The organism is Bradyrhizobium niftali (assembly GCF_004571025.1).
GTDB lineage: Bacteria > Pseudomonadota > Alphaproteobacteria > Rhizobiales > Xanthobacteraceae > Bradyrhizobium > Bradyrhizobium niftali.
Window position 1 is genome coordinate 269,507 of sequence record NZ_SPQT01000006.1, and the last position, 23,482, is coordinate 292,988.

At 63.8% G+C, this 23,482-nt stretch carries 20 protein-coding genes and 2 pseudogenes; 8 read left to right on the forward strand and 14 right to left on the reverse strand.

Annotation, left to right across the window (positions count from 1 at the left end):
• Window positions 1-85 precede the first annotated feature (85 nt).
• The 3 genes from E4K65_RS14835 to E4K65_RS14845 all read right to left on the reverse strand — a co-directional run bounded on the left by E4K65_RS14835 (window position 86) and on the right by E4K65_RS14845 (window position 3,165).
• Window positions 86-1,336 carry a flavin-dependent oxidoreductase gene (locus E4K65_RS14835; RefSeq protein WP_135174796.1) on the reverse strand — a complete coding sequence of 417 codons (1,251 nt, stop codon included), beginning with the start codon at window positions 1,334-1,336 and terminating at the stop codon, window positions 86-88.
• Window positions 1,337-1,523: 187 nt separating this feature from the next.
• Window positions 1,524-2,360, reverse strand: a complete 837-nt coding sequence (locus E4K65_RS14840; protein WP_135174797.1) for an enoyl-CoA hydratase family protein — start codon at window positions 2,358-2,360, stop codon at window positions 1,524-1,526.
• 43 nt (window positions 2,361-2,403) lie between these two features.
• Window positions 2,404-3,165 carry an SDR family NAD(P)-dependent oxidoreductase gene (locus tag E4K65_RS14845; protein WP_135174798.1) on the reverse strand — a complete coding sequence of 254 codons (762 nt, stop codon included), beginning with the start codon at window positions 3,163-3,165 and terminating at the stop codon, window positions 2,404-2,406.
• A 196-nt stretch (window positions 3,166-3,361) separates the two neighbouring features.
• On the opposite strand from E4K65_RS14845, the gene E4K65_RS14850 reads away from it, so the two are divergent.
• The 5 genes from E4K65_RS14850 to E4K65_RS14870 are packed head-to-tail and all read left to right on the forward strand — an operon-like array spanning window position 3,362 to window position 9,096.
• A complete protein-coding gene (locus tag E4K65_RS14850; protein WP_135174799.1) occupies window positions 3,362-4,180 on the forward strand; it encodes an alpha/beta fold hydrolase in 819 nt (272 codons plus the stop codon).
• A 7-nt stretch (window positions 4,181-4,187) separates the two neighbouring features.
• Window positions 4,188-5,477, forward strand: a complete 1,290-nt coding sequence (locus tag E4K65_RS14855) for an acyl-CoA dehydrogenase family protein (protein WP_135174800.1) — start codon at window positions 4,188-4,190, stop codon at window positions 5,475-5,477.
• A 2-nt stretch (window positions 5,478-5,479) separates the two neighbouring features.
• Window positions 5,480-7,015, forward strand: coding sequence for a class I adenylate-forming enzyme family protein (locus tag E4K65_RS14860; RefSeq protein WP_135174801.1), 1,536 nt, complete (start codon window positions 5,480-5,482; stop codon window positions 7,013-7,015).
• Entirely contained in the window at window positions 7,012-8,100 is a 1,089-nt protein-coding gene (locus E4K65_RS14865; RefSeq protein ID WP_135174802.1) for an NAD/NADP-dependent octopine/nopaline dehydrogenase family protein, read from the forward strand. The genes E4K65_RS14860 and E4K65_RS14865 overlap by 4 nt, the downstream gene beginning before the upstream one ends.
• Window positions 8,101-8,103: 3 nt before the next feature.
• Window positions 8,104-9,096 carry a 3-hydroxybutyryl-CoA dehydrogenase gene (locus E4K65_RS14870; RefSeq protein ID WP_135174803.1) on the forward strand — a complete coding sequence of 331 codons (993 nt, stop codon included), beginning with the start codon at window positions 8,104-8,106 and terminating at the stop codon, window positions 9,094-9,096.
• Here the strand turns inward: E4K65_RS14870 and E4K65_RS14875 are convergent.
• The 6 genes from E4K65_RS14875 to E4K65_RS14900 all read right to left on the reverse strand — a co-directional run bounded on the left by E4K65_RS14875 (window position 9,093) and on the right by E4K65_RS14900 (window position 15,449).
• Complete coding sequence (locus tag E4K65_RS14875) at window positions 9,093-10,139, reverse strand: 2,5-dihydroxypyridine 5,6-dioxygenase NicX family protein (RefSeq protein ID WP_092191016.1); 1,047 nt, start codon at window positions 10,137-10,139, stop codon at window positions 9,093-9,095. The genes E4K65_RS14870 and E4K65_RS14875 overlap by 4 nt on opposite strands.
• 37 nt (window positions 10,140-10,176) lie before the next feature.
• Complete coding sequence (locus tag E4K65_RS14880) at window positions 10,177-10,944, reverse strand: ABC transporter permease (RefSeq protein ID WP_135174804.1); 768 nt, start codon at window positions 10,942-10,944, stop codon at window positions 10,177-10,179.
• Window positions 10,941-11,726: an ABC transporter permease gene (locus E4K65_RS14885; RefSeq protein WP_135174805.1), complete on the reverse strand. Its 786-nt coding sequence runs from the start codon at window positions 11,724-11,726 to the stop codon at window positions 10,941-10,943. The genes E4K65_RS14880 and E4K65_RS14885 overlap by 4 nt, the downstream gene beginning before the upstream one ends.
• Complete coding sequence (locus E4K65_RS14890; protein ID WP_135174806.1) at window positions 11,723-12,568, reverse strand: ABC transporter ATP-binding protein; 846 nt, start codon at window positions 12,566-12,568, stop codon at window positions 11,723-11,725. Before E4K65_RS14890 ends, E4K65_RS14885 begins: the two co-directional genes overlap by 4 nt.
• A 125-nt stretch (window positions 12,569-12,693) precedes the next feature.
• A complete protein-coding gene (gene ilvD, locus E4K65_RS14895) occupies window positions 12,694-14,388 on the reverse strand; it encodes a dihydroxy-acid dehydratase (RefSeq protein WP_135174807.1) in 1,695 nt (564 codons plus the stop codon).
• Window positions 14,389-14,465: 77 nt separating this feature from the next.
• Window positions 14,466-15,449, reverse strand: coding sequence for an ABC transporter substrate-binding protein (locus E4K65_RS14900; protein ID WP_167770819.1), 984 nt, complete (start codon window positions 15,447-15,449; stop codon window positions 14,466-14,468).
• Window positions 15,450-15,626: 177 nt separating this feature from the next.
• Between E4K65_RS14900 and E4K65_RS14905 the strand changes: the two genes are divergently transcribed.
• The gene (locus tag E4K65_RS14905) at window positions 15,627-16,535 is read left to right on the forward strand and encodes an NAD(P)-dependent oxidoreductase (RefSeq protein ID WP_135174809.1); all 909 of its coding nucleotides are present in this window, start codon (window positions 15,627-15,629) and stop codon (window positions 16,533-16,535) included.
• Between the two features lie 25 nt (window positions 16,536-16,560).
• Here E4K65_RS14905 and E4K65_RS14910 read toward each other — a convergent pair whose 3' ends face one another.
• The 4 genes and pseudogenes from E4K65_RS14910 to E4K65_RS48715 form a co-directional block, all read right to left on the reverse strand.
• Window positions 16,561-17,124, reverse strand: a complete 564-nt coding sequence (locus tag E4K65_RS14910; RefSeq protein WP_135174810.1) for a flavin reductase family protein — start codon at window positions 17,122-17,124, stop codon at window positions 16,561-16,563.
• A 9-nt stretch (window positions 17,125-17,133) separates the two neighbouring features.
• Complete coding sequence (locus tag E4K65_RS14915; protein ID WP_167770820.1) at window positions 17,134-18,363, reverse strand: acyl-CoA dehydrogenase family protein; 1,230 nt, start codon at window positions 18,361-18,363, stop codon at window positions 17,134-17,136.
• A gap of 183 nt (window positions 18,364-18,546) precedes the next feature.
• On the reverse strand, window positions 18,547-19,809 hold the full coding sequence (locus tag E4K65_RS14920; RefSeq protein WP_167770824.1) for a CaiB/BaiF CoA transferase family protein: 1,263 nt from the start codon (window positions 19,807-19,809) through the stop codon (window positions 18,547-18,549).
• 231 nt (window positions 19,810-20,040) lie between these two features.
• A pseudogene (locus E4K65_RS48715) lies at window positions 20,041-20,142 on the reverse strand (GNAT family N-acetyltransferase); the annotation flags it as partial.
• 397 nt (window positions 20,143-20,539) lie between these two features.
• Here E4K65_RS48715 and E4K65_RS14930 point away from each other — a divergent pair.
• Complete coding sequence (locus tag E4K65_RS14930; protein ID WP_135174813.1) at window positions 20,540-22,075, forward strand: FAD-dependent monooxygenase; 1,536 nt, start codon at window positions 20,540-20,542, stop codon at window positions 22,073-22,075.
• Between the two features lie 760 nt (window positions 22,076-22,835).
• On the opposite strand, the gene E4K65_RS14935 is transcribed toward E4K65_RS14930, so the two are convergent.
• Window positions 22,836-23,042: a hypothetical protein gene (locus tag E4K65_RS14935; RefSeq protein WP_135174814.1), complete on the reverse strand. Its 207-nt coding sequence runs from the start codon at window positions 23,040-23,042 to the stop codon at window positions 22,836-22,838.
• 185 nt (window positions 23,043-23,227) lie between these two features.
• Between E4K65_RS14935 and E4K65_RS48195 the strand changes: the two are divergent.
• Window positions 23,228-23,482, forward strand: a pseudogene (locus E4K65_RS48195) (hypothetical protein); the annotation flags it as partial.

Sequence of the window (23,482 nt, forward strand, 5' to 3'; positions counted from 1 at the left end):
CGGAAAAGCGCGAGGCGTTTTTCCGGAAGGGTCATGCCCAATCAAGAAACCAAAGGGCGATGATGGTTCATCGCCCTTTTGCGCGTCAGGCGCGCACCGCTGCGAGCCCGGGCACCGCAGCGAAGCCGGCCTTGGTGGCATAGCCGCGCACGATCGCCTCGCGCTGGGAATAGCTGAGGACGTTGTCGACATTGTCGAAGCCGTCGGGGGCAAGCTGCTCGACGGCGTCGATAACCCCTTCGGGGCCGCCACGCCGGTTGGAGCGGACGATATCGGCGGTCATCGGCAGGCGCTTCTTCTCATATTCGACCAGCGCCTGACGCGGATGCTCGGCGCGCACCAGCGCGTCGGCAAGGCAGCGCGCATCTAGGATCGCCTGCGAGGCGCCGTTCGAGCCGACCGGATACATGGGATGCGCGGCATCGCCGAGCAGTGTGACGCGTCCCGAGGACCAATAGGGCAAGGGATCGCGGTCGCAGGTCGGATATTCGTAGAACTCGGGCGTTGCCGAGATCAGGCTTTTCACATCGATATAGGGCACCGAGAAGCGCGCCACATGCGGCATCAGCTCCTCGCGCCGGCCCGGACGCGACCAGTCTTCTTTCCGCGGCGGCGGTGCGTTGCCCTCGCCGACCTTCACCAGCACCGCCCAGTTTGTGAGACGGCTCGCGGGGCTTGAGCCCTCCGCGATCGGGTAGATCACGACCTTGGCGTTGAGCCCACCGGCCACGATCATGGATTTGCCGGTGAGGAACAGCGGCCAGTCGCGCGCGCCGCGCCACAGCATCAAACCGTTCCAGCACGGCGGTCCTTCGTTCGGGAACAGCGTGTCGCGCACGCGCGAATGGATCCCATCGGCACCGATCAGGATATCGCCGCGCGCTGTGTGGATGTGTGCCCCGGCACGATCGAAGAAGTAAGCCGTAACGCCGCCTTCGTCCTGCGTAAACGCACCAAGACGGCAACCGGTGTGGATTGCGTCCGCCCCGAGCCGCTCCTCGACGGCGCGATGGATGACGCCCTGAAGCCGGCCACGGTGGATCGAGAATTGCGGCACGTCGTGACCCGCGTCGATGCCACGGGCTTCGCGCCAGACCTCCTGACCATGGCGGTTGAGGTAGTAGAGCTGATCGGTGCGGATCGCGACGTCGTCAAGCTTTTGCAACAGACCAAGGCCGGCCAGCTCACGCATGGCGTGCGGCAACGTGTTGATGCCGACACCAAGCTCGCGAATGGTGTCGGCCTGCTCGAAGACCTCGCAAGCGATGCCGCGCGAGCGCAGCATCAATGCCGTGGTGAGACCTCCGATACCGCCACCAACGATAATCGCCTTCATCGCCCTTACTCCACTCGAAATACGCCAGGCAATGGGGTTAACGTCGCATGGGCGGTCACTCCGCCGCAAGCGGCTTTGTCGCCTTCGCCCTGAGCTCGGCCGGGGTCTTGGGCTTAGCCTTAATTCTCAGCTCGCAATTTCGCGCAAGTCCTCATTGCCGGCCTCGCCACGGGCAAAAGCAACTGCCTTAGTCACCCCTGAAGACCGGCTTGACCTTGTTGGCGAAGGCCTGGAAGGCACGCTCGAAATCCGCCGTGGTCATGCACAGGGCCTGGGCAACGGCCTCCGCCTCAATCGCCTCCTCCACCGACATCGCCCATTCCATCGCCAGCATCCGCTTGGTCATGGTGTTGGCGAAGGTCGGCCCTTCGGCGATCTGCTTTGCCAGCAGTTGCGCCTGGGGCAGCACCTGCTCCGGCGTGACGAGACGGCTGAAGAAGCCCCAGCGCTCGCCCTCCTCCGCGGTCATGAACCGGCCGGTATAGAGCAGTTCGGAGGCGCGGGACTGGCCGATGATGCGCGGCAGGATCGCGCAGGCGCCCATGTCGCAGCCGGCAAGGCCCACCTTGTTGAACAGGAACGCGACCTTGGCCCCGCTCGCGGCAAGGCGCATGTCCGACGCCATGGCGACAATCGCACCGGCGCCCGCGCAGATGCCCTCGACCGCGGCCACGATCGGCTGCGGGCACGCCCGCATCGCCTTGACGAGGTCTCCCGTCATGCGGGTGAAGGCAGTGAGCCCTTTGGTATCCATCTTCACCAGCGGGCCGATGATCTCGAACACATCGCCGCCGGACGAAAAATTGCCGCCGGCGCCGGCGACGACGACGGTCTTGACCGCATCGTCGAACGCGCAGGCGCGGAAGAAATCCGTGAGCTCCCGGTAGCTCTCGAAGGTCAGCGGGTTCTTCCGCTCGGGACGATTGAGCGTCACCGTGGCAACGCCGTCGACCACGGCCAGCAGGAAGTGCTGCGGTGAATAGTCCGCAAGCGGCAGGGTGACGGGATTGGCTGGTCTGCTCATGCGATCTCCTTAGCTTCCTTGTTCCGGGCCTGCGTCGCGCACGCTAGATCTCACCGCCGGCCACGGCAATCGCCTGCCCCGTGATCGCGCCGGCACCCTCGCCGCACAACCAAAGCACGGCGTCGGCCACCTCCTGAGGCGAGATCAGCCGCCCCTGCGGATTGTGCTTGGCGAGCTCGGCGATCGCCTGCTCGCGGGTTCGCCCTGTTTTCTTCATGATGTTTTCGATGCTGCCAGCGACCAGATCGGTGTCCGTGAAGCCGGGACACACCGCATTCACGGTCACGTTGCTGCCGGCCATCTCGAGGGCGAGCGAGCGCACGAGGCCAACCACGGCGTGCTTGGCAGCGACATATGCGCTGACATAGGCATAGCCCTTGAGCCCGGCCGTCGACGCGACCGCGATGATGCGGCCATAGGGGCGATTCTTCATCCCCGGCAGTACGGCGCGGACGGCGTGGACCACGCCCATGAAATTGACGTCCATCATGCGCGCAAACAGCGCGCTGTCCGATTTGGAGAACGGCGCGGACTCCGCACTGCCCGCGTTGGCGATCAGAATGTCGATTGGCTTTCGCGCATGCGCCTCCGCGATGGCTGCTTTCAGCGCAGCTTCATCAGAGACATCGGCGATAGCTGCAAAATGCGCAGCTCCCGCACCGACCGCCTCGTCCAGAACTGCAGCATTCCGGCCAAGCACCGTCACGGTGGCGCCAGCGCCGACAAGGGATGCTGCAATCGCGCGGCCGATTCCGCGGCCGCCACCGGTTACCAGTGCGTGCGGCGAGTGCGGCAATCCGGACATGCGCTGGCTCCTTGGGATCTGCTGTTCGTGTCTCCGATATATTTTAACCTTCAAACTTTTGCAACGACGGCGCCCGTCGACGTCGCGAAAGCCCACGCGGAACAGACCGGCCCGAAAATTGCTTTAAGTATAAAATTATCTCTTCCCATCGACGATAGGCCTGTTAGCATCGCCGGGCCCAGCAAGAGGATATCGCGTGCCGCAACCTGCGCCGATGATAACAAAGGACGGACGCTTCGCCTATGAAGCCGCCGGCGATCCGGGCGCGATACCCTTGATTTTCCTGCATGGCATTGGCGGCGCGGCGCGCGCCTGGCGGCACCAGCTTGCCACATTCGGCGGCCGCTTCCGCGCGATCGCATGGGACATGCCGGGCTACGGCGGATCGGCGCCGCTTGCCAGCGTCAGCATCGCTGCCCTGGCCGATGCGCTCCAGCAATTCATCGAGCAGCTCGGCACAACAAGACCCGTTCTGGTCGGACATTCGATCGGTGGCATGATCGTCCAGAAATGGCTGGTGCAATCGCCGAAACTGGCGCGCGCGGTCGTGCTGGCGCAGACCAGCCCGGCGTTCGGCAAGGCCGATGGCGACTGGCAGACATCGTTCATCGCAGCGCGGCTCGGGCCGCTCGATCGCGGTGAAACGATGAAGTCACTGGCGCCGTCGCTGGTGAAAGAGCTGGTCGGCGACGATCCCGATCCAAAGGGGATGGAACTTGCGCGTGAATGCATGGGAAGCGTGCCCGAAGCGAGCTATCGCGCCATGATGCTGGCCTTGATCGGGTTCGACCAGCGCAGCACGCTCAAGGATATTTCCGTGCCGACGCTGCTGCTGTCCGGCTCCAAGGACAACAATGCGCCAGCGCCGATGATGGCGAAGACGGCGACCTACATTCCTTCGGCCCAATATGTCGAGCTGGCCGGCGTCGGCCATCTCGCGAACCTTGAACGTCCCGACGCCTTTGACGAGGCGCTCGGCAAGTTCGTGGACTCCGTCGTTGCAAACCACAGGTGACTGCGCAATGACCATGCAAGTCAGCAACACGATCGGCGCGAGTGACAAGGTCGTGCTGGATGCACCGATCTTCGATCCCGTCGCGTTCCGCCTCAGCGACGAACAGGCCGGCATCATCGCGCGCGCCCGCGAGATCGGCCAGAGGGTGTTCGCCGGGCGCGCTGCCGCCTACGATCGCGAGGCGATCTTTCCGACCGAGAATTATCGCGACCTGCATCGCGTCGGCCTGCTCGGCATCGCCGTCCCCAAGAAGCACGGCGGACTCGGTGCGAACTACCAGACTTACGCGTTGGCCGCAGCCGAGATCGGCCGCTATTGCGGCGCGACCGCGCTGACCTGGAACATGCATGTCTGCTCAACCCTGTGGTCGGGCCCCCTCGCGGACGACCTCGACATGGACGCGGAGACCCGCGCCGAGCACGAACGGCGACGCGCGGTCCACTACAAGCGCATCGTCGAAGAGGGCGCGATCTATTCGCAGCCGTTCTCCGAAGGCGGTGCGGCGGCCGCGGGCGGCGTCGCCTTCGGCACGCAGGCAAAGCCTGTGAAGGGCGGCTGGATCGTCAACGGCAAGAAGATCTTTGCATCGCTGTCGGGTCACGCCGACTATTACGGCGTGCTCTGCACCGAAATCGGGGAAGGCGAGAAGGCCTCGCGCCGCAACACGCTTTATCTCGCAATTCCCGCAAAGTCGCAGGGCGTCTCCGTCGTCGGCGATTGGGATCCGCTCGGCATGCGCGGAACGGTTTCGCGGACGCTGCTGTTCAAGGACGTGTTCGTCCCGGAGGATTCCGCGCTGATGCCGCGCGGCGTCTATTTCCAGGCCGCGCTGCGCTGGCCGCACATGTTCCTGACGCTGTCGCCGACCTATATGGGCCTCGCGCAAGCGGCTTATGATTTCACCGTGCGCTATTTGCGCGGCGAGGTGCCGGGCATGCCGCCGGTCAAGCGGCGGATGTACCCGACCAAGCAGATCGCGGTCGCGCAGATGCAGATCAAGCTCGAGCAGATCAAGTCAATCTGGTTCCAGGCCGTCACAGAGGCGCGCGCCAATCCGAGCAAGGAGGAGGTGCTGCGCGCCTATGCCGCGCAATATTCGGTGATGGAGGGGGCCAATGAGCTCGCCGCGCTCGCGATCCGCACCTGCGGCGGCCAGGCGATGCTTCGCTCGCTCCCGCTGGAGCGGATCTATCGCGACAGCCGCTGCGGCTCGCTGATGCTGCCCTGGACCGCCGAGCTTTGCCTCGACCGTATCGGGCGCGAGGCGCTGTATGAGGCCGGCGAAACGGACGACTGACGGTGGACCTCTGTAGCCTGATCGACCGCAATGCGGCGTTCGCGCCAGACAAGACGGCCATTGCCTTTGAGGGGGAGCGGCTGAGCTACGCGGCGTTTGCCGCGCGTATCGAGCAGACCGCCACGGCCTTGAAGCAGGAGCTCGGCGTCGGCCGGGGCGATCGCGTTGCGATCCTCAGCCTGAACCGGCCGGACTATCTGGTTCTGCTTTATGCCTGCGCGCGGCTCGGGGCGATGCTGGTGCCCTTGAACTGGCGGCTTGCCGTCGCCGAACAGCTCTTCATTCTCACCGATGCGGGTGCCAAGGTGCTGGTGCTCGAGCAGGCGTTTGGGGGAGTTCTGTCCGAACTTGGGCGGACAGCGCCGGGGACATCCGTTGTTGGCTTCGACTTTGCGCCGCCGCGCGGCACGACTTTCGAAAGCCTGCTGGCGCATAGCGATGGCACCAGCCGAAATCCGCACACCGACCTCTCTAGCCCGCTCCTCATCGTCTACACGTCTGGGACCACCGGCCGGCCGAAAGGCGCGGTGCTGCGCCAGGAAGCGCTGTTCTGGAACGGCGTCATGAGCCAGCACATGCACAACATGACGTCCGACGATCACGTGCTGACGGTGCTGCCGCTGTTCCACGTCGGCGGTCTCAATATCCAGACCACGCCGGCGCTTCAGCTTGGCGCGACCGTCACCATCCACGCCCGCTTCGCGCCGGATACGGCGCTCGCAACGATCGCGCACGATCGACCCACGCTGACGGTGATGGTACCGGCGATCATTCAGGCCGTCAGCGAGCATCCCGCCTGGACCACCACCGATCTCTCATCGCTCAAGGCCCTGGCCACCGGCTCGACCATCGTACCGCCGCACCTCATCGACCGCTTTGTCGCGCGCGGCGTTCCCGTGCTTCAGGTCTATGGTTCGACGGAAACCTGCCCCATCGCGATCTATACGCGGCTTGGCGGCGATCTCTCGCGTGAGGGATCAACCGGACTTGCGGGCCTGTGCTGTGAAGCGCAGGTGATTGATCAGACCGGCCGCGAGGTACCGGCGGGCACACCAGGGGAGATCGCGGTGCGCGGCCCCAACGTGTTCTTCGAATATTGGAGTAATGCGGACGCCACCCACGATGCGCTGCAGGATGGCTGGTATCGCACCGGCGATATCGGCCTGTGCGACGCTGACGGCTATTTCTGGGTCCGCGACCGCAAGAAGAACTTGATCATTTCCGGCGGAGAGAATGTCTACCCGGCCGAAGTCGAGCGCGTCCTGCTGGAACACCCCGATGTCAGCGAATGCGCCGTGATCGGTAGGCCGGACCCGCGCTGGGACGAGGTACCGATCGCCTATGTGATCCCGCGATCCGGCTGTCGGCTCGAAGCCGACGAACTGCGGGCGCATCTCCAGGCGCAGCTTGCGCGCTACAAGGTTCCGCGCGACATCGTCTTCGTCACCGACCTGCCGCGTACGGCGCTGGGCAAGGTCCAGCATTTCCTGCTGAAGCAGCTTGATGCGCAGTCGCGCGCACGAGGAGAGGCATCTTGAAGATAGCAGTTCTGGGTGGGGGAAACGGCTCTTTCGCGGCCGCGGGCGATTTTGCGCTGTCGGGACATGAGGTCCGGCTCTGGCGTCGCGACGCGGATCAGGTCGCCGCGCATCGCGCCGATGGCTCGCGCATCCTGGTGAAGGACCATAACGGCCGCCACGACATGAAGCTGGCGCTGGTGACGACCGACATCGCCGAAGCCGTGAACGGTGTCGAACTGATCCTGTGCCCCGCCCCCGCCTTCGCGCAGCCGGATATCGCGCGTTTGCTTGCTCCGCACCTGCGGGACGGCCAAGTCGTGTTTCTGCCGCCCGCGACATTCGGCTCGATGATCTTCGCGAAGGCCGCGCAGGACGCCGGCAACCGGGCCAAGGCGAGCTTTGCCGAAACCGGCACGCTGCCCTGGCTCACCCGCAAGCACGGGCCGTTCGAAGTGGCGATCACGATCCGCGCGAAGCGGCTGCCGGTTGGCGTCTTTCCGCTCGACCGGGCGCCACAGGCACTCGAAGTGATCGGACGCGCTTTCCCCGACGCAATCGAGCCCTGCGGAGATGCGCTGTCCGGCGCGCTGATGAATGCAGGTCCCATTATCCATCCGCCACTGATCGTGATGAACGCCGGCCCGATCGAACATTTCGAGCGATGGGACATCCACAAGGAAGGAACGCAAGCCTCGATCCGCCGGGCGACCGACGCGCTCGACGCCGAGCGGATCGCGGTACGCGAGGCGCTCGGCTACGGTGCACCGCATTTCCCGCTCGTTCACCACTACGCGAAAGAGGGCGAGATCTGGATGTATGGGCGCGGCTCGCATGACCGGCTGACGGACTCCGGCGACTGGCGCGAGCGCATCGTGCTGGCCGAGCACCGCTACATACGCGAGGATTTGCGGCTTGGGTTGTCGCTTCTGGTGTCCGTCGCCAGCGTTGCGGGCGTGGCTACGCCGCTGGCCAAGGCTTTCCTCGCCATCGGTGGCGCGATCTGCGGTGAGGATTTTGCCCAAGGCGGCCGAACGCTCGATACGCTTGGTCTTGGCAGCCTCAGCAAGGCCGAATTGCAGACGCTGCTTCGCAATGGATTCTGATCGATGACCAATCGCGCCAACATCGCCTGTCTCGGGGCCGGCCGCATGGGGCGAGGCATCGCCGTCGCGTTCGCCTATGCTGGGCACAGGGTCACGATGATCGACATCAAGCCCCGTTCCGCCGAGGACTTCGCCAAGCTGCAAGCGGATGCGCTCGGCGAAGTCAGGAAGACATTTGCGAGCCTCTCGAACCTGGGATTGCTGGCCGAGGCAGATGTCGATCCGCTCATCGCGCGTGTCTCGGTGGCGGCGGCTAGCCAGAGCGGCGCTGTGCTTGCCGATTCCGGTATCGTTTTTGAGGGTGTCCCTGAAGTCGTCGAGCTCAAGCGGGAGGTGCTGGGGGCGGCCTCAAGACAGGTAAAGCCGGACACGATCATTGCATCGACCACGTCGACCATCCTCGTCGACGATCTCTCAGGCGCGATCGTGAACCCACGCCGCTTCCTCAACGTGCACTGGCTCAACCCGGCCTATCTGATCCCGCTGGTCGAGGTTTCGCCCGGAAAAGCCACCGATCCCGCCGTCATCGACACGGTCAAGGCGCTGCTTGAAGGCATCGGCAAGGTTCCGGTGGTCTGCGCGGCGACGCCCGGCTTCATCGTCCCGCGCATCCAGGCGCTGGCCATGAACGAGGCCGCTCGCATGGTCGAGGAAGGCGTCGCCAGCGCGGAGGAGATCGACAAGGCGATCCGCTACGGCTTCGGCTTCCGCTATGCCGTGCTCGGACTGCTCGAGTTCATCGACTGGGGCGGTGGCGATATCCTCTACTATGCGAGCCGTTACCTCGAAGGCGCACTCGGCAGCGACCGCTATCGCGCGCCGGAGGTCATCTCGCGCAACATGCACGAAGGCCGGATCGGCCTGCGAACTGGCGCAGGCTTTCTCGATTATTCCGGGCTCGATGTCGACGCCTATCGGGCAAAGCGGCTGCAGGCCATGGTCGACCTGCTCCGGCATTTCCAGCTGGCTCGCCCGCCAGTACTCGATCGCGACTAGCCGAAGACGTCCTGAAGCACGCCTTCCCGCACAACCGCGACGCCGTCCAGCTCGATGGTGGTCCCCATCATCGGCAGGTCGAAATGGCCCGCCGTGTAGCGGCCGGCGAATTCGTTCGCGCCGGTCGAGAACAGGAAATTGCCGGAGACCGCACGTATCTCCGTGCCGTTGGTGTCGCGCTGGTCGTACATCGACAGCGCTTCATAGCGCGCGGCCGGATTCATGCCGAAACCGACATGCGAGACCGCATAGGCCTCGCGATCGCCCCAGGCGGCGAGATAGGCACGCATCATCGCGGCATCCGTGCCCTCGCCTTCCAGCTCGACGACGTAATCGTCCTTCAACGTCATCTTCACGGGGGATGTCAGGTAGCGCTTGAAGGTCAGGTTGATGTCGCCGGGCGCCATCACCAGCGTGCCGTTGATCGTTCCGCTCTTGGGAAAGCTGACGACGATGCCACCCGGCCAATGCGCCAGCGTGCCGGGCTTATCGGTCCAGCCCCATACGCCAACTGTTGACGCACCGACCATGTCCACGTCGAGCGCAGTGCCGGCTTTTGAGGTGACCCGCATCCGCTTGGTCCCGCGCAGCATCTTCGCCGCCGCGCGAACGCGCTTCTCGAGTGCGGGGTCCGGCACCATCCGCTCCAGCGCCTCCGGGTGCTCGTTGGAGATCACCAGAATCCGTGCGCCGGCCTTGAGGATCTCGGGCGTCTCCACCGCGTGCATCAGGCCCTCGATGGTGCAATCCACCACAAAGCCGGCCTGCTGAAGCGCACTGATCACCGGGCCGAGTCGCTGGATCGCCTCGCTCGCCCCTGTCGAACGAACCGGAACGATATTGCGATTGCGCGGCGTCGGCATCACCACATGAAATGGCCGCGCGCCCATCCGCAGCAGCGCGAGTTCCGCCAGATGCACATTCAGCGCACGCGATTGCGTTTCCGAGAGGATCGCCGCGGTATCACCGGCCTTGACGGCGCATCGTTCGAAAATCTCGCAAAATGCGTCGATCCATTTTGCCTCGATGCGATCAGCCAGCATGGTTCACTCCCGGTATCGTGTTTCTTGTTCCGTCAGATCACGCTTCGGGAAAGCCCCGTAGGAGGTACGATCGCACGGCGCCCAGCAGCGCATTCAGGATCAAACCCAGCAGCGAGATCGTGATCAGCGGCACGAACATGTCGACGGCCTGGAACGTCCGGGCCGCCGTGACGAGGGCATGGCCCAGCCCGTCCGTCGACGTGATCATCTCGGCCAGAAACACCACGATGCAGGAAATGACAAGGCCGATCCGGCACCCGGTCAGGATCGACGGCATCGCCGCCGGCAGCACCACCTTGAAGAGGATTTGATAGCGCGGCGTTCCCGCCGCCATGGCCGACCAGATCAGTTTCTGCTCCACGGTCGAGGCGCCATAGTAGGTGGATAGAAGAATGGGAAACAGCGCATCCGCAGCCACCAGCGTGATCTTCGATCCGTGGCCGAAGCCGAGCAGCAGCAGCAGCGCCGGATAGAGCGCAACCTTTGGCAACGGAGCCAATACGCGCACGATCGGCCGAACGACGGCATTGATCGCGGGACTGGCGGCAGCGGCGATGCCGATGCTGACGCCGAGCACGACCGCAATCGCAAAGCCGGCAAACAGCCGGATCAGGGTTGCCACGATCTCCTGCTGAAAGGTCCAGGTCACGAGCTGCTGGAGCAACCGGCCGAAGACAAATCCGGGCGGCGGCAGCAGGACCGCAGGCGCAAAGCCGAATGACACCAGGCCTTGCCAAACCGCGATCACCAGCACGATTGGCGCAACACCGAGAAAGACAGTTGATGGGAGAATACGCGGCGTCATGAGAAGCTCAACGGCATGTCGAACTGAGGTTCGGACCAGCGCACGAGCCTGGCGCGGACCCGCTCGAAGATCGCGTCGAGGCAGATGCCCATCGCCCCCACGATGATGATCATCGCGAAGACCGTGTCGTACTGGCCCATGTCGAGCGCATTGAACAGGATGTTCCCGGCGCCGGACTGACGGGCGATCATCTCGCTGGTGATCATCGTGATCAGCGCCAGCACCAAACCCGTGCGGCACCCGGTCAGGACCTCCGGCAGTGCCGCCGGCAATACGATCCGGATCAGTCGTTGCAGGGGCGAAAGCCCCATGGCCGCGCCTGACCACAACATCTTCTCTTCGACCGCCCTGGCGCCCTCGAAGCTATGATAGATCACGGGCAGGCTGACGCCGAGGAAGATCACCAGCGTTTTCGCGATATCGCCGACCCCCAGCCACAGCATGATGATCGGCATCAGGGCCGCCTTTGGCACCGGGTAGATCACCATCAGAAGCGGATTGAAGAAGGCCGCAACCGCACGGCTGCGTCCCATCAGCAGGCCGAGAGGAATCGAAACAAGCACTGCAACACCGAACCCGATTGCCATGCGGCGGAACGAGGCCAGGATGTTGATCAGCGACTCCTTGTCGCCGAGAATATCCGGAATCGCCCGGATCGCCTCGATCGCCGTCGGGAAGCTGTCGTTCTTCAGCGCCAGCGAGGCAACCTGCCATATCGCCAGCAGCCCGATGCAGGCGAACACCGGGGCAGCACGCCTGGCGGAGGTAGCCAGCAATGTCATGACGGCGATCCGGTCTCGTCGACCTCGTCGAACATGCGCTCGATGTCGACGACGTACTTCTGGTAGCGCGGATCGAGCAACAGCTCGTTGCGGCGGCGCGGCCGCGGCAGATCGATGTCGATCACCTGCCGGATGCGGCCGGGCGATTTCGACATCATCACGACCTTGTCCGACAGGAAGACGGCCTCATCGACCGAATGGGTGACGAACAGCACCGTCTTGCGGTCGCGCTCCCAAATGTTCAGGAGATCGTTCTGCAAGCGTGTCCGGGTGTGAGCGTCCAGCGCGCCGAACGGTTCGTCCATCAACAGGACTTCGGGATGGTACGCGAGCGTTCGGGCCAGTGCCACGCGCTGCTTCATGCCGCCCGACAGCTCCTTGGGATAGAAGTTCTCGTAGCCTTTGAGGCCGACCATCTCGATCAGCGCCCGGCTCTGCGCTTCGGCCTCAGGCGTCCGTACGCCCTGCTGACGCGGCCCGTACATCACATTGCCCAGCACGGTTTTCCAGGGGAAGAGCGCAAACTCCTGGAATACTGGTCCACGATCCGGACCGGGTCCTGTGATCGCCTGTCCCTTGATCTTCGCCGCGCCACTGGTCGGGCTGACGAAGCCCCCGACGATGTAGAGCAGTGTCGACTTGCCACAGCCCGACGGACCAAGGATGGAGACGAAGGCACCCTCGTCGATCGTCAGCGAGATGTCCGATAGCGCCAAATGATCCTTGCGCGCCGAGGTCTGGAAAACCTGCGAGACGCGGTCGATCTCGATGATCGCAGATGCCGGCTTTTGCGACGTCACCGGTCTCACCCATTCGCTCGATCTCGAAGGCACTACCTTCATCCCGTCTCTCACTTCACTCGCGCATAAACGTCGCGCAACCTGTCTGCTGAATGTCCTCCATCAGCGGAATGAGCTTAGCAAGAAACTTGCCAGACAGGTGGCCGTTCTCGCACAGGTACGCCGCGTCATTCGAACCAGGGCCATTCTGCCGGCCCCTCATGGGTAACCGCTCCGCCCGGCGCCTGGCCAACCAGTCGCGCATATTTTGCGAGCGCGCCTGCGCGGTGACGCGGCGGGCGCGGGCTCCAATCACGTCGGCGCGCCGCGAGCTCCTGCTCGTCGACCAGCATATCCATCCGCCGGTTTGCAGCATCAATCCGGATTCTGTCGCCGTCGCGAACAAGGGCCAACGGACCGCCAACGAATGCTTCGGGGGACACGTAGCCGATACACATGCCGCGGGTCGCTCCGGAGAACCGCCCGTCAGTGATCAGGGCCACCTTTTCGCCCATGCCCTGCCCGTAGATCAGCGCGGTGACGCCGAGCATCTCGCGCATGCCGGGGCCGCCGACCGGCCCCTCGTTGCGGATCACCAGAACCTCACCTGCCTTGTAGCTGCGGTCACGAACCGCTGCGACACAGGCCTCCTCGTCTTCGAAAACGCGCGCGACGCCCTCGAAGAACTGGCTCTTCAAACCTGCGACCTTGATGACCGCACCGTCCGGACAGAGGTTGCCCTTCAGCACCGCCACACCGCCGTCCGGCATGATCGGCGCACTTGCCGCGTAGACGACCTCACCGTCCGGCGCGTTGGCCCCGCCATATTCTTCGGCAAGCGTGCGGCCAGTGATGGTGATGCAGTTACCATCGATGTGACCACTTTGAATCAGCTCCTGGATCACCACGGCGGCGCCACCCATATCGTAGACATCCTTGGCCGTGTATTTGCCTCCGGGCCGCAGGTTTCCGATCAGCGGCGTCCTGGCAAAGACCTCGCCGACATCATCGATCGTGAATGCGATGCCGGCCTCGTTCGCGATCGCCGGCAGATGCAGCGCGGCGTTGGTCGAACCGCCCGTAGCAGCGACGATCGCTGCGCCGTTCTCCAGTGATTTCCGCGTCACGATGTCGCGAGCCAGCGGCCCGCCGCGTTCCAGCATTTCCATGATCAACCGCCCGGCGCGTCGCGAGATCTGCGCGCGTTCGGCGTAGACACCGGGCACCATCGAGACGTTGGGAATGGTGAGCCCCATCGCCTCCGACACCATTCCCATGGTGTTCGCAGTAAACTGGCCGGCGCAGGCACCGATCGTAGGCAGGCAGGCGCGCTCGATCCGCTCCAGCGTGGCGCCGTCGATCTCTCCGGTCATGAAGCTGCCGACAGCCTCGTAGGAGTCGAGCACGGTCAAGGTTCGCCCGTCCACGCGCCCAGGCAGGGAACTGCCGCCATAGATGAAAATGGACGGGACGTTGCAACGAACCATGCCCATCATCACGCCGGGAAGCGTCTTGTCGCATCCGCCGTATCCGATCAGCGCGTCATAGGCGAGACCATGAACGACAGCCTCGATCGAGTCGGCGATCAGCTCGCGAGAAAAGAGAGAGAACTTCATTCCCTCGTGATTCATGCTGATCCCGTCGGAGACCGACACGGTCGAGAATTCGCGCGGCGTGCCGCCGGCCTCCTCGATGCCCGTCTTGGCTGCGGCCACCTGGAAGTCGTGGGTCATGTTGCAGGGCGTCTGCTCGCCCTTCATGCTGACAACGCCAACCATCGGCTTGGCAATTGCCCCATCGTCCAGTCCCATCGCGCGCATGAATGCGCGGTGGGGGGCCCGGTCGAGGCCGTCGGTCGTTATCCGTGATCGCAACTTCTTCATACTTGCATCATCTTCGTGCGATGTCCCGCACGCGGCGGGACATCGCTATGCATCACTCAAAAAGGCAGCGCGAACACTCACTGCAACGGTGCGACGATCGTCGGATGCTTGAACTGCGCGACGTCCAGCTTCGGCAGCATTCCTGTCTCTGCGTAGATGTCCAGCATCTTCTGGATCGCCGGGAAGTTCGGCGCCGCACCCGGATCACGACCGAAGTCGTTGTCCTTGAGCAGGTAGGTCTCGAGCACAGGAACAGGCGCCTTCAGCACCTCGGACACGACCTTGAGGGTCTCTTCGCGGTTCGCCAGCGCCTTCTTCATGCCCGAAGTGATGTCGCGGACATAGGCTGTGACCAACTCCGGGTTCTTGTCGACGAAATCGGCGCGGCAGGCTTCCAGGATGTGCACGATGTTCGGCATCGCTTGGGACAGCGAGAACAGTTTCCTTGTGCCGCCCTTCGCTTCTGCGCGTGCGGCAAACGGCTGGTTCATGTTGACCGCGTCGACGCGGCCCTGGCGCAATGCGTCCTCGGAGACGGCAAAGCCGACCTCGACCAGCTTGATATCCTTGGCCGGATCGACGCCATTCTGCTTCAGGAGCAGATTGAAAGGCCCTTGCGTGCCGCCACCGATCACGGAAATACCGACGGTTTTGCCCTTGAGATCGGCAATGGTCTTGATCGGCGAGTCATCCATGACAGCCCAGTAGACCGAGAAACCGCCGGGCTTCTCGAAGACGTGCTGAGCCACGATGTAAGCCTTGAGATTGCCGCCGACCACACCGTTGGAGAGCGACAGCGGCGCCTGCGTCGCGCAATCCAGTGCGCCAGCCGCCAATGCCTGCGTCATCGGCGCTGTACCCTGAAATTGGGTCCATTCGATGTTGTAGGTCTTGCCGAGATTGGGGAATTCGGCCGGCCTGCGCATCATCCAGTACTTGGATTCCTCGGCCGGGATGGTCCATCCGACGCGGATCGTCTGCTGCGCCCGTGAGGGGCTTGCGCCCGCAATCAAGGCCGCTACCGCCCCCGTTGCCAGCATCAACCTCGAAACCGCTCGCATCGCGCCCACTCCATTGCTCCGGCGCCGACCGGCGCCACCCAACCCGATCGGTCCAAATGTTTCATGGTTCAAACAATCAGGCAAGCCGTGCCGGCGGCCGGGTTTCGCCGCGGGATGCGCCATGTATGGTAAGGCGGCGGTCGCGCGCCGTCGTGCTGCGACAGGAGGAGGCAACCTATGGCTGATGCGAGCAAGGCAAACCCGCAAGGCGTCGAGCGGTTCGGCTATCTCGGCCTTGGACTCATGGGAACGCCCATGACCCGGCGCCTGCTCAAGGCCGGCTATCAGGTCAGTGTCTGGAACCGATCAGAAGGCAAGGTCGCTCCACTCGTCGAAGCCGGCGCAAGGCATGGAGCCAGCCCCCGCGACATTATGGCAGGCTCGGACATCGTCTTCATGTGCGTGACGGACGCCGCGGCCGTGGAGGAGGTGATTTTCGGAGCCGAAGGTCTTTCGATGGCTCCCGGCGCAGGCAAGCTCGTCGTCGACTTCTCGTCAATCCATCCCGACGCCGCGCTCGACCTCGCAACACGACTGAAAGCTGCGAACGGCGCGGGCTGGATCGATGCACCGGTGTCCGGCGGCACCAAGGGCGCCGAGGAAGGCACGCTTGCCATCATGGCCGGCGGGGATGCTGCCGACATCGAGAGAGTGCGGCCCTATGTGCTGGCTATGGCCCGTAGGTTCACTCACATGGGCCCCACCGGCGCCGGCCAGACTGCAAAACTCTGTAACCAGGTGATCGTCGGATGCGCGATGGCCGTTCTCGCGGAAGCAACACGCCTTGCCGTGAACGCCGGAATCGACGCCAATCGGCTGCCCGAAGCGCTCGCGGGCGGATTTGCGGATTCGATCCCACTTCAGCTGTTCGTGCCGAGGATGGTCCAGGGCATTCACTCACCGCCGCTCGGCCATATCGCCACGATGCTCAAGGACCTCGATACGGTTGCCGATGTCGCGCAGACGACGTCGACACCGGTGCCAATGGCTACGCTTGCGGGACAGCTCTTCAGACTGGCCAAAGCCGCGCGAGGCGCGGATGCCGACGCACTGGAGATCTACAAGCTTTCAGCGGCAGAGCATTGAGCCACCGGGCGCGACCTGAAACGCGTTACGGTGTCTTCTTGCGTTCATCGTCGGCCAGGAACCGGCCATACGTCCCGCGTGCAAACAGCAACGCATCCTTGGCATTGTAGGCATAGGCTTCGACCGCACCCAGAAAGATCACGTGATCGCCGCCATAATAGCGATTGACGGAGCGGCATTGAAAATTGGCGACGCTCTCGGCAAGTACGGGAGCGTCGCCGAGCCCCGGCGTCCAGTCGATGCCAGCGAATTTATCGTCGGACGATTTCGCGAACCTGTTTGCGAGCGCCTGTTGCGAAGCGCCGAGCACATGAACGGCAAAATGGCTTGCGTTCTGAAACACCGCCAGGCTCGAAGAGTAAACTCCGAGGCTCCAGAGAACGAGTGGCGGATTCAAGGAGACCGATGCAAAGGAATTGCAGGTGATGCCATAGGGCTTCCCATCAGGAGCTGCGGCGGTGATGATCGTTACGCCTGTTCCGTAAGTGCCGAGCGCGGTGCGAAACTCGCGGGGGTCAATCGACGAGCTGTCGCTTGCGAGTTCGTTGGCTGGATCGGGAACGGCCGGCTGCTTCGGCAGATCATTCATCGGCCGGCCTCACAGCGTAAGGTTCTCGGACGGCAGGCCCAATGCCACGCGTCCATAATTGGTCCCTGCCGCATCGAAATTGAATGCGAGATGCGAGTTGATCGCGTGCGCATCGCGAAACTGCCGCTGCAACACGCCCGCCGTGAAGAGCCCGCGCGCCCCGCTCGCGGCAAATAGCATTGAGACCGCGTCGGTACATAGATTGACCGAGAAAGCACCGTCACGTCGGTACCTGGTCTTGGTCGCCATGTCCGGAATGTGGCTGCGTCGTGCATCCTCCATGGCATCGATACAGGCCGAACGCATAATCCGACGCGCAGCATCGATCTTGGCCGAGGCCTCCGCGATTTTGATCTGCGTGCTTTGGAAGTCGCTCAGCTTGGCGCGGTTGTAGGTGGAAATGCGATGACGGACGACCTCGATATAGTCGTTCAGGCACGCCTGCGCATTCCCCAGCGCGACGCCGGACAGGACGTAGGGAAACAGCGAGAACACGGGTAGCGCGTACAACGGATTGGGATTGACCTTGCTCCCAGGCGTCCGGCCGCCGGCAAGCTCACCGACGGCAACCGTCATATGGTCGGCCACGAAGGCCTCCCTGACCTCCACGTCGCAAGACCCCGTACCGCGCAATCCCGAGACATTCCAGGTGTCGAGTACCTTGTAGTCATGCTTCGGAAGCAAGAAGATCCGGTACTCGATCCCGTCTGCTTCATCATCAGAGGAAACCACGCTTGCAAGCATGTTCCATTCGCAGGACGCAACGCCTGAGGAGAATGGCCAGCTTCCGTGCAATTGGTATCCGCCCTGGACCCTCGTGGCGCGGCCCGCAGGAAAGATGAATGAGGATGCAATCAGCGTATCCGGATCGCGGCCCCAGACCAGATCCTGCGCCTCTTGCTCGAACATGCCGAGCATCCAGTGATGGCTCGCCAGATTGGCGAGATTCCAGGCGGCGGACGCGTCCGCTTGTCCGAGCAGATCGGCGCAATCAATCAGGGCGACATAGTCGAGCTCGGCACCGCCAATGCGCTTGGGCTGGAGCATCCGGAACAGGCCGGCGTCGTGCAGATCCCGTTCGGTCTCGGGCGGAAGGTAGCGCAGCTCTTCGGTTCGGGCTGCCCGCTCTCGCAGTCGTGGCACGAGCGCCCGAGCCTTCGCGATCATTGCCGCATAGGCGCGTTCGCCGGATTCCGGCCCCGCGGGCTGGCCCACGCTCGGGTCTTGACCAGGTGCCATTCGTATCCCTCGCTTTCCCACATTTATGCGGCGGGAACCTCGCCAAATCAAGCCGATGCGATGCTAGCACCGCGTCTTCGCCCGAGGGCTGCCTCGATAAGGATGCGATGCCGCGAACGGCCGCATCGCGAGGCAGAGGTCGGCGCGCCGCAATGCCCGCCCCTCAAGGTTAACCACCCGGGCTCAAACCGAGGGCTTGCCTGATCCAAAGACGCCCCTTTGGGTGAGCTCCGCGATCCGGCGCTGGTCGTAACCTAGCGTGTCACGCAAGACGTTCTCGGTATGCTCGCCCAACAGAGGCGCTGCAACGGGATCGATAGCGCCGGTCAGGCTCATGGTAATCGGGGTTTCGATGTTGGGGACCCAGTCCGCCGTAGGATGCGGAATCCGGCTCAACCGATGGCGGTCACGGGCCTCGGGTGCGTTAAAGCCCTCTTCGACGGTGCGGAGATAGCCGACCGGAATATTGGCCAGCTTCATTTTCGCCATCCAGCTCTCAAGAGTATCGCTTGCAAAGACCTCCGCAATGGCCGCCCGCAAGAGCTCCTTGTTCTCGGAGCGCGCTTTGCGCGTCGCAAATTGCGGATCGGTGATGAGATCGGGCCGGTTCAGCACCTCGACGACCAGCCGGCGATAGAGCCGGTCGTTGGCGCAGGCCATGTAAAGCGGTCCATCGGAGGCCTCGTAGACGCCTACAGTGGGAGACCCGCTCGGCGAGTTGCCGAACCGTCCGGGGTTCTCACCGTTGATCAGATAGGCCATGCCGTAGAAGCTCGTCATCGCCATGGCAATGTCGAACAGGGCCACCTCGACATGCTGGCCACGGCCCAGCCGATCGCGCGCCAGCAGGGCCAGAAGGATAGCGTTACAGGCCGTCATTCCCGTCGCGATATCCACGATGGGCGGGCCGGTGCGGACTGGAGGACCGTCGGCAAATCCGTTGAGCGACATGAAGCCGCTTTCCGCCTGCGTGATCGGATCAAAACCGGGACGCGAAGCGAACGGCCCGGTGCGCCCGTAGGCGGAAATCGAGCAATAGACCAGCCGAGGATTGAGCGGCGCGACCGCTTCGTAGTCGAGGCCGAATTTCTTCATGACCCCGCTCGAGAAATTCTCGACGACCACGTCGGCTTTGCGGATCAGATCCAGCGCGATCTCGCGGGCTTCGGGCACGGCGAGATCGAGCGCGATACCGCGCTTGTTGCGGTTCAGGCTGAGATAAGCGGCGCTCTCGCCGCCGGTTTCGGCGTGTTCATACGCGCGCGTGTCGTCGCCGCCGTCCGGGTTCTCGATCTTGATGACACGCGCGCCGAAATCGGCGAGCGTCTGTGTGCAGGCCGGGCCGGCAACCACGCGGGTGAAATCGACGACCAGCAGACCATCGAGCGGCGTAGGCCCCCCCGTGACTCGCGACGAACGTTCCGGCAATTGAGGCTTGGTGGACATCGATGGTGCTCCCTTACATCGGCTTATGGTCGCCGAATTTCCTGCAGGAGCAAACTTAAAGCCCGGCGCCACCAACTCCGCAAGTGCTTCGGCCACATCGCCTGAAAACGCACGTCAAGCTGCCGGGCCTCTCGACATCTTGGGCGCGCAAGGCGGCACCGCGTCTCGCGCGCGCCGTTCTACGCCACGAACGCCGCGTTCCGCATCACGGGAAACGCCGGCGCCCCCAACTCAGCGCAGCCGTTTTCGCCAGTAAAGCGCATGCGACCAGGCCCAGGGTATCTCGGGCTCATAGAGCCGATAGCCAACCTGGATGAAATTATTGGTAGAGACGCGGAGACCGCAGCGGCGCGAGCAACTGGTCCCGCGCCGCGGGCCGGCACGTTCGCGCATGCACGGCCAGCAATGGTTCGGACGATGGCGCGCCGATCGGCGCTCCATGTTTTGACGGGTGCGTGGCCGCAATGCCCGACGAGTTAAATCCTGTGTTGAACGAAACTGTCGTCACACTAAGCCGACATGAAAAAACCCGCCGCAGGTTGCTCCGCGCGGGCTGAACCAAACTCGTTTCGATGACGGCATTCCGCCAGTGTCTTGCCCGACGTGCCAATCGAGCGCGAAAGAGGACAACGTTCCTCCCAGCTTGATATGTGGTGTGCAAGGGGCTTGCTTCAAGTCCCCGAACTTCGCGTAGAACCCCCGACCCAGCAACAAGTCAAGGGATCACGATATGCCCGTACTGCTTCCGACATCCCGCTCGCGTGGCCGGACCGCGCGAACCCACGCCGGGAACCCGGCGCTGACCGATCATGCCGTGGTGATCGCCGGCGGCGGCCCGACCGGGCTGATGCTGGCCGCCGAGCTCGCGCTCGCGGATGTCGACGTCGCCATCGTCGAGCGGCGGGCGGATCAGGACCTCGTCGGCACGCGCGCCGGCGGGTTGCACGCGCGCACCATCGAGGTCCTCGATCAGCGCGGCGTCGCGGATCGCTTCCTGCGCGAGGGGCAAGTCACACAGCTCGCCGGCTTCGCCTGGACCAGGCTCGACATCAGCGACCTCCCCACCCGCCACGCTTACGGACTGGCGCTGCGGCAGAGCCACATCGAGCGCATCCTGGCCGAATGGGTCGAAGAGCTCGCGGTCCCGATCTATCGGAACTTCGAGGTGACGGGCTTCGCTCAGGACGCGACCGGCGTCGACGTCGCGCTGTCCGGCGGCGCGACGTTGCGGGCGAACTATCTGGTCGGCTGCGACGGCGGCCGCAGCCTGGTGCGCAAAACCACCGGCGTCGACTTCGTCGGCTCAGGTCCAGCGCTCGGCAACCTCATGGCCGAGGTCGAGATGAGCGAAGAGCCGGCCTGGGGCCTGCGTCACGACGCGCTCGGCTTCCATGGCCTCAGCAAAACCGAGAGCGGGCGCGTGCTGGTCGTCGTGACGGAAGCAACGCTCGCGCGCAGCGGCGAGCCCACGCCATCCGATCTCAGCGAGGCCCTCGTCGCCGTCTACGGCACCGATTTCGGTCTCAAGAATCCCGCCTGGATCTCCCGTTTCACCGATGCGGCACGGCAGGCCGTATCCTATCGCAAGGGGCGCGTGCTGCTCGCCGGCGATGCCGCGCATATCCATCACTCCGTCGGCGGACAGGGCCTCAACACCGGCGTGCAGGACGCCGTCAATCTCGGCTGGAAGGTGGCACAGGTCGTCAACGGCACATCGCCCGACAGCCTGCTCGACAGCTACCATGCCGAACGCCATCCCGTCGCCGCGCGCGTGCTGCGCAACACCATGGCGCAAATCGCCCTGCTCCGCCGCGGTGACGACGGCCTCAAGGCCGCGCGCGAGGTGGTGTCCGACCTGCTCGGCATGGACGAGCCGCGCAAGCGCTTTGGCGCGATGATGAGCGGCCTCGACATTCGCTACGATCTCGGCGAAGGCCATCCGCTGCTCGGACGCCGCATGCCAGATCTCGACCTCGTCACACCAGGCGGTTCGCAAAGACTGTTCACGCTGCTGCACAGCGCACATCCCCTGCTGCTCAATTTTGACAAGCCGGGCTGCATCGACATCGCACCCTGGGCGGATCGCATCAGTGTCGCCGACACCAGCTACGCGGGCCCCTGGGAGCTTCCGGCGATCGGGCCGGTCGCAGCGCCAAAAGCCGTATTGGTGCGGCCCGACGGACACGTGGCGTGGGCGGGCGACGCGACCCAGCGCGGCCTTGCGGATGCGCTGACAATGTGGTCTGGGCCGGCTGTCGCGACATAGCAAACCGGCGCGCAGACGACTGCGGCGCCGGTATCGGCCTTTTTCTCGACCAGTCTCACGACGCCGGCGCGGGACATCACCATGTCGAAGCTCGGATCGCTCTTGCGCCCGAGCGGCCGCGTATACTCCTTATGTTGTGGCCGGCGACCATCACGACGCCAATGCCGAGGTGATTGCGGCGCGGACGCGCATAGGCTTGCATCTGCACGTCCGGCCACGCCTCGGCTCGAGGCCCCGTGGTATCGCTGGTGTTCTCGGCCTCGACGCCGATGAAGTGCGAATTGCCGTCGGAATGACGATCGCTTCCGACGGCGAGCCGCCGGTGTTGTTACGAATGTCGATCGTTGCCGAACCGGCCGCGCAACCGCATTCAGTGAGTAGCCACGCACCTGGCGTACCGCCGCCCTCAGCAGCCCACTTTTGGAACGTCTGTTCCGGCGGGTCACATTGGCTCCGACTCTACCGCTAGCCTTAGCGCGTCACGGGCCACGGGGAACATCCAGGAGGACAAGCGAAACCCGCTGCCGTGCAATCATGTCGACGGTGATCACCGCAAAGATCAATGCGCACGCCCCCACGCGCCGCCGGCGACGGGCTTTGCCAGGAACGTTCCGACAGGATCTCTCACGCCATAAACGACATCATCCAGCCGTTTTCGACACCGCAAAGCTAGGTACGTGACGGCGCCCGTACCGAGCCGTTATTGAAGCCCCCAAGACCAATGTGATCGGATGCCGAGCCGTTTCGCCAAACCAAACGCCTACACTATGCCCCCGAAATCAACGCCGTCTTTGGCAAGCTTCTCCGCTTCTTCGGCGGACGCGGCTGGTTTGGTGTCGAGATAAGAATGCTCGGAAGCTGGCAGGACAGTGCGGATATTCCGCCCATCGGCCCGCTTTATGCGAGCGACCCAGCGCTTTGGCCCCCGCTCAAATCGCTCGATATGGTACTCTTTGTACGTGATCATTTTAAACCTCAGACGCAACTAACCCTTGGCGCTGTTTTATCCGGCACCACGCGCTCGCACAATGGCTCGCACGCCGCAGCGGGTGTCACGGCGCGACGTTCACGATGATCGGATCCTGGCGGAGCCACCGTTGCCGCACCGCGTTAGTTCTTGTATAGGCACGGCTGTCTACTCCCGGTGTGCCAATGCGTTTCGTTCCCCTTCTGTTTTTGCTCCTGTCCGGCTGTTCTTCAATGTGGACAGACACCGCGTTGCCGACGCCCGAGGCCCCGCAGGAAACGTCGTTATCAGATGAAACTTTGCGGGAAGGGATTGCCAAAGCTGCCGATGACGCGCACCTGCAAGGCCCAATCGAAACATCCTCGCTGCGAAAAACAAGTCTCGGTCCGGGTTCATCTTTTGTCTGCTTGAGAGAGGCAAATCCGACCGCGGGCAAGCAG

Bases quoted from the DNA above. Each gene is read 5' to 3' on its own strand.
- E4K65_RS14835 (WP_135174796.1), bottom strand. From the start codon at position 1,336: ATGAAGGCGATTATCGTTGGTGGCGGTATCGGAGGTCTCACCACGGCA.
- E4K65_RS14840 (WP_135174797.1), bottom strand. From the start codon at position 2,360: ATGAGCAGACCAGCCAATCCCGTCACCCTGCCGCTTGCGGACTATTCA.
- E4K65_RS14845 (WP_135174798.1), bottom strand. From the start codon at position 3,165: ATGTCCGGATTGCCGCACTCGCCGCACGCACTGGTAACCGGTGGCGGC.
- E4K65_RS14855 (WP_135174800.1), top strand. From the start codon at position 4,188: ATGACCATGCAAGTCAGCAACACGATCGGCGCGAGTGACAAGGTCGTG.
- E4K65_RS14870 (WP_135174803.1), top strand. From the start codon at position 8,104: ATGACCAATCGCGCCAACATCGCCTGTCTCGGGGCCGGCCGCATGGGG.
- E4K65_RS14875 (WP_092191016.1), bottom strand. From the start codon at position 10,139: ATGCTGGCTGATCGCATCGAGGCAAAATGGATCGACGCATTTTGCGAG.
- E4K65_RS14880 (WP_135174804.1), bottom strand. From the start codon at position 10,944: ATGACGCCGCGTATTCTCCCATCAACTGTCTTTCTCGGTGTTGCGCCA.
- E4K65_RS14885 (WP_135174805.1), bottom strand. From the start codon at position 11,726: ATGACATTGCTGGCTACCTCCGCCAGGCGTGCTGCCCCGGTGTTCGCC.
- E4K65_RS14890 (WP_135174806.1), bottom strand. From the start codon at position 12,568: ATGAAGGTAGTGCCTTCGAGATCGAGCGAATGGGTGAGACCGGTGACG.
- ilvD (WP_135174807.1), bottom strand. From the start codon at position 14,388: ATGAAGAAGTTGCGATCACGGATAACGACCGACGGCCTCGACCGGGCC.
- E4K65_RS14900 (WP_167770819.1), bottom strand. From the start codon at position 15,449: ATGCGAGCGGTTTCGAGGTTGATGCTGGCAACGGGGGCGGTAGCGGCC.
- E4K65_RS14905 (WP_135174809.1), top strand. From the start codon at position 15,627: ATGGCTGATGCGAGCAAGGCAAACCCGCAAGGCGTCGAGCGGTTCGGC.
- E4K65_RS14910 (WP_135174810.1), bottom strand. From the start codon at position 17,124: ATGAATGATCTGCCGAAGCAGCCGGCCGTTCCCGATCCAGCCAACGAA.
- E4K65_RS14915 (WP_167770820.1), bottom strand. From the start codon at position 18,363: ATGGCACCTGGTCAAGACCCGAGCGTGGGCCAGCCCGCGGGGCCGGAA.
- E4K65_RS14920 (WP_167770824.1), bottom strand. From the start codon at position 19,809: ATGTCCACCAAGCCTCAATTGCCGGAACGTTCGTCGCGAGTCACGGGG.
- E4K65_RS14930 (WP_135174813.1), top strand. From the start codon at position 20,540: ATGCCCGTACTGCTTCCGACATCCCGCTCGCGTGGCCGGACCGCGCGA.
- E4K65_RS14935 (WP_135174814.1), bottom strand. From the start codon at position 23,042: ATGATCACGTACAAAGAGTACCATATCGAGCGATTTGAGCGGGGGCCA.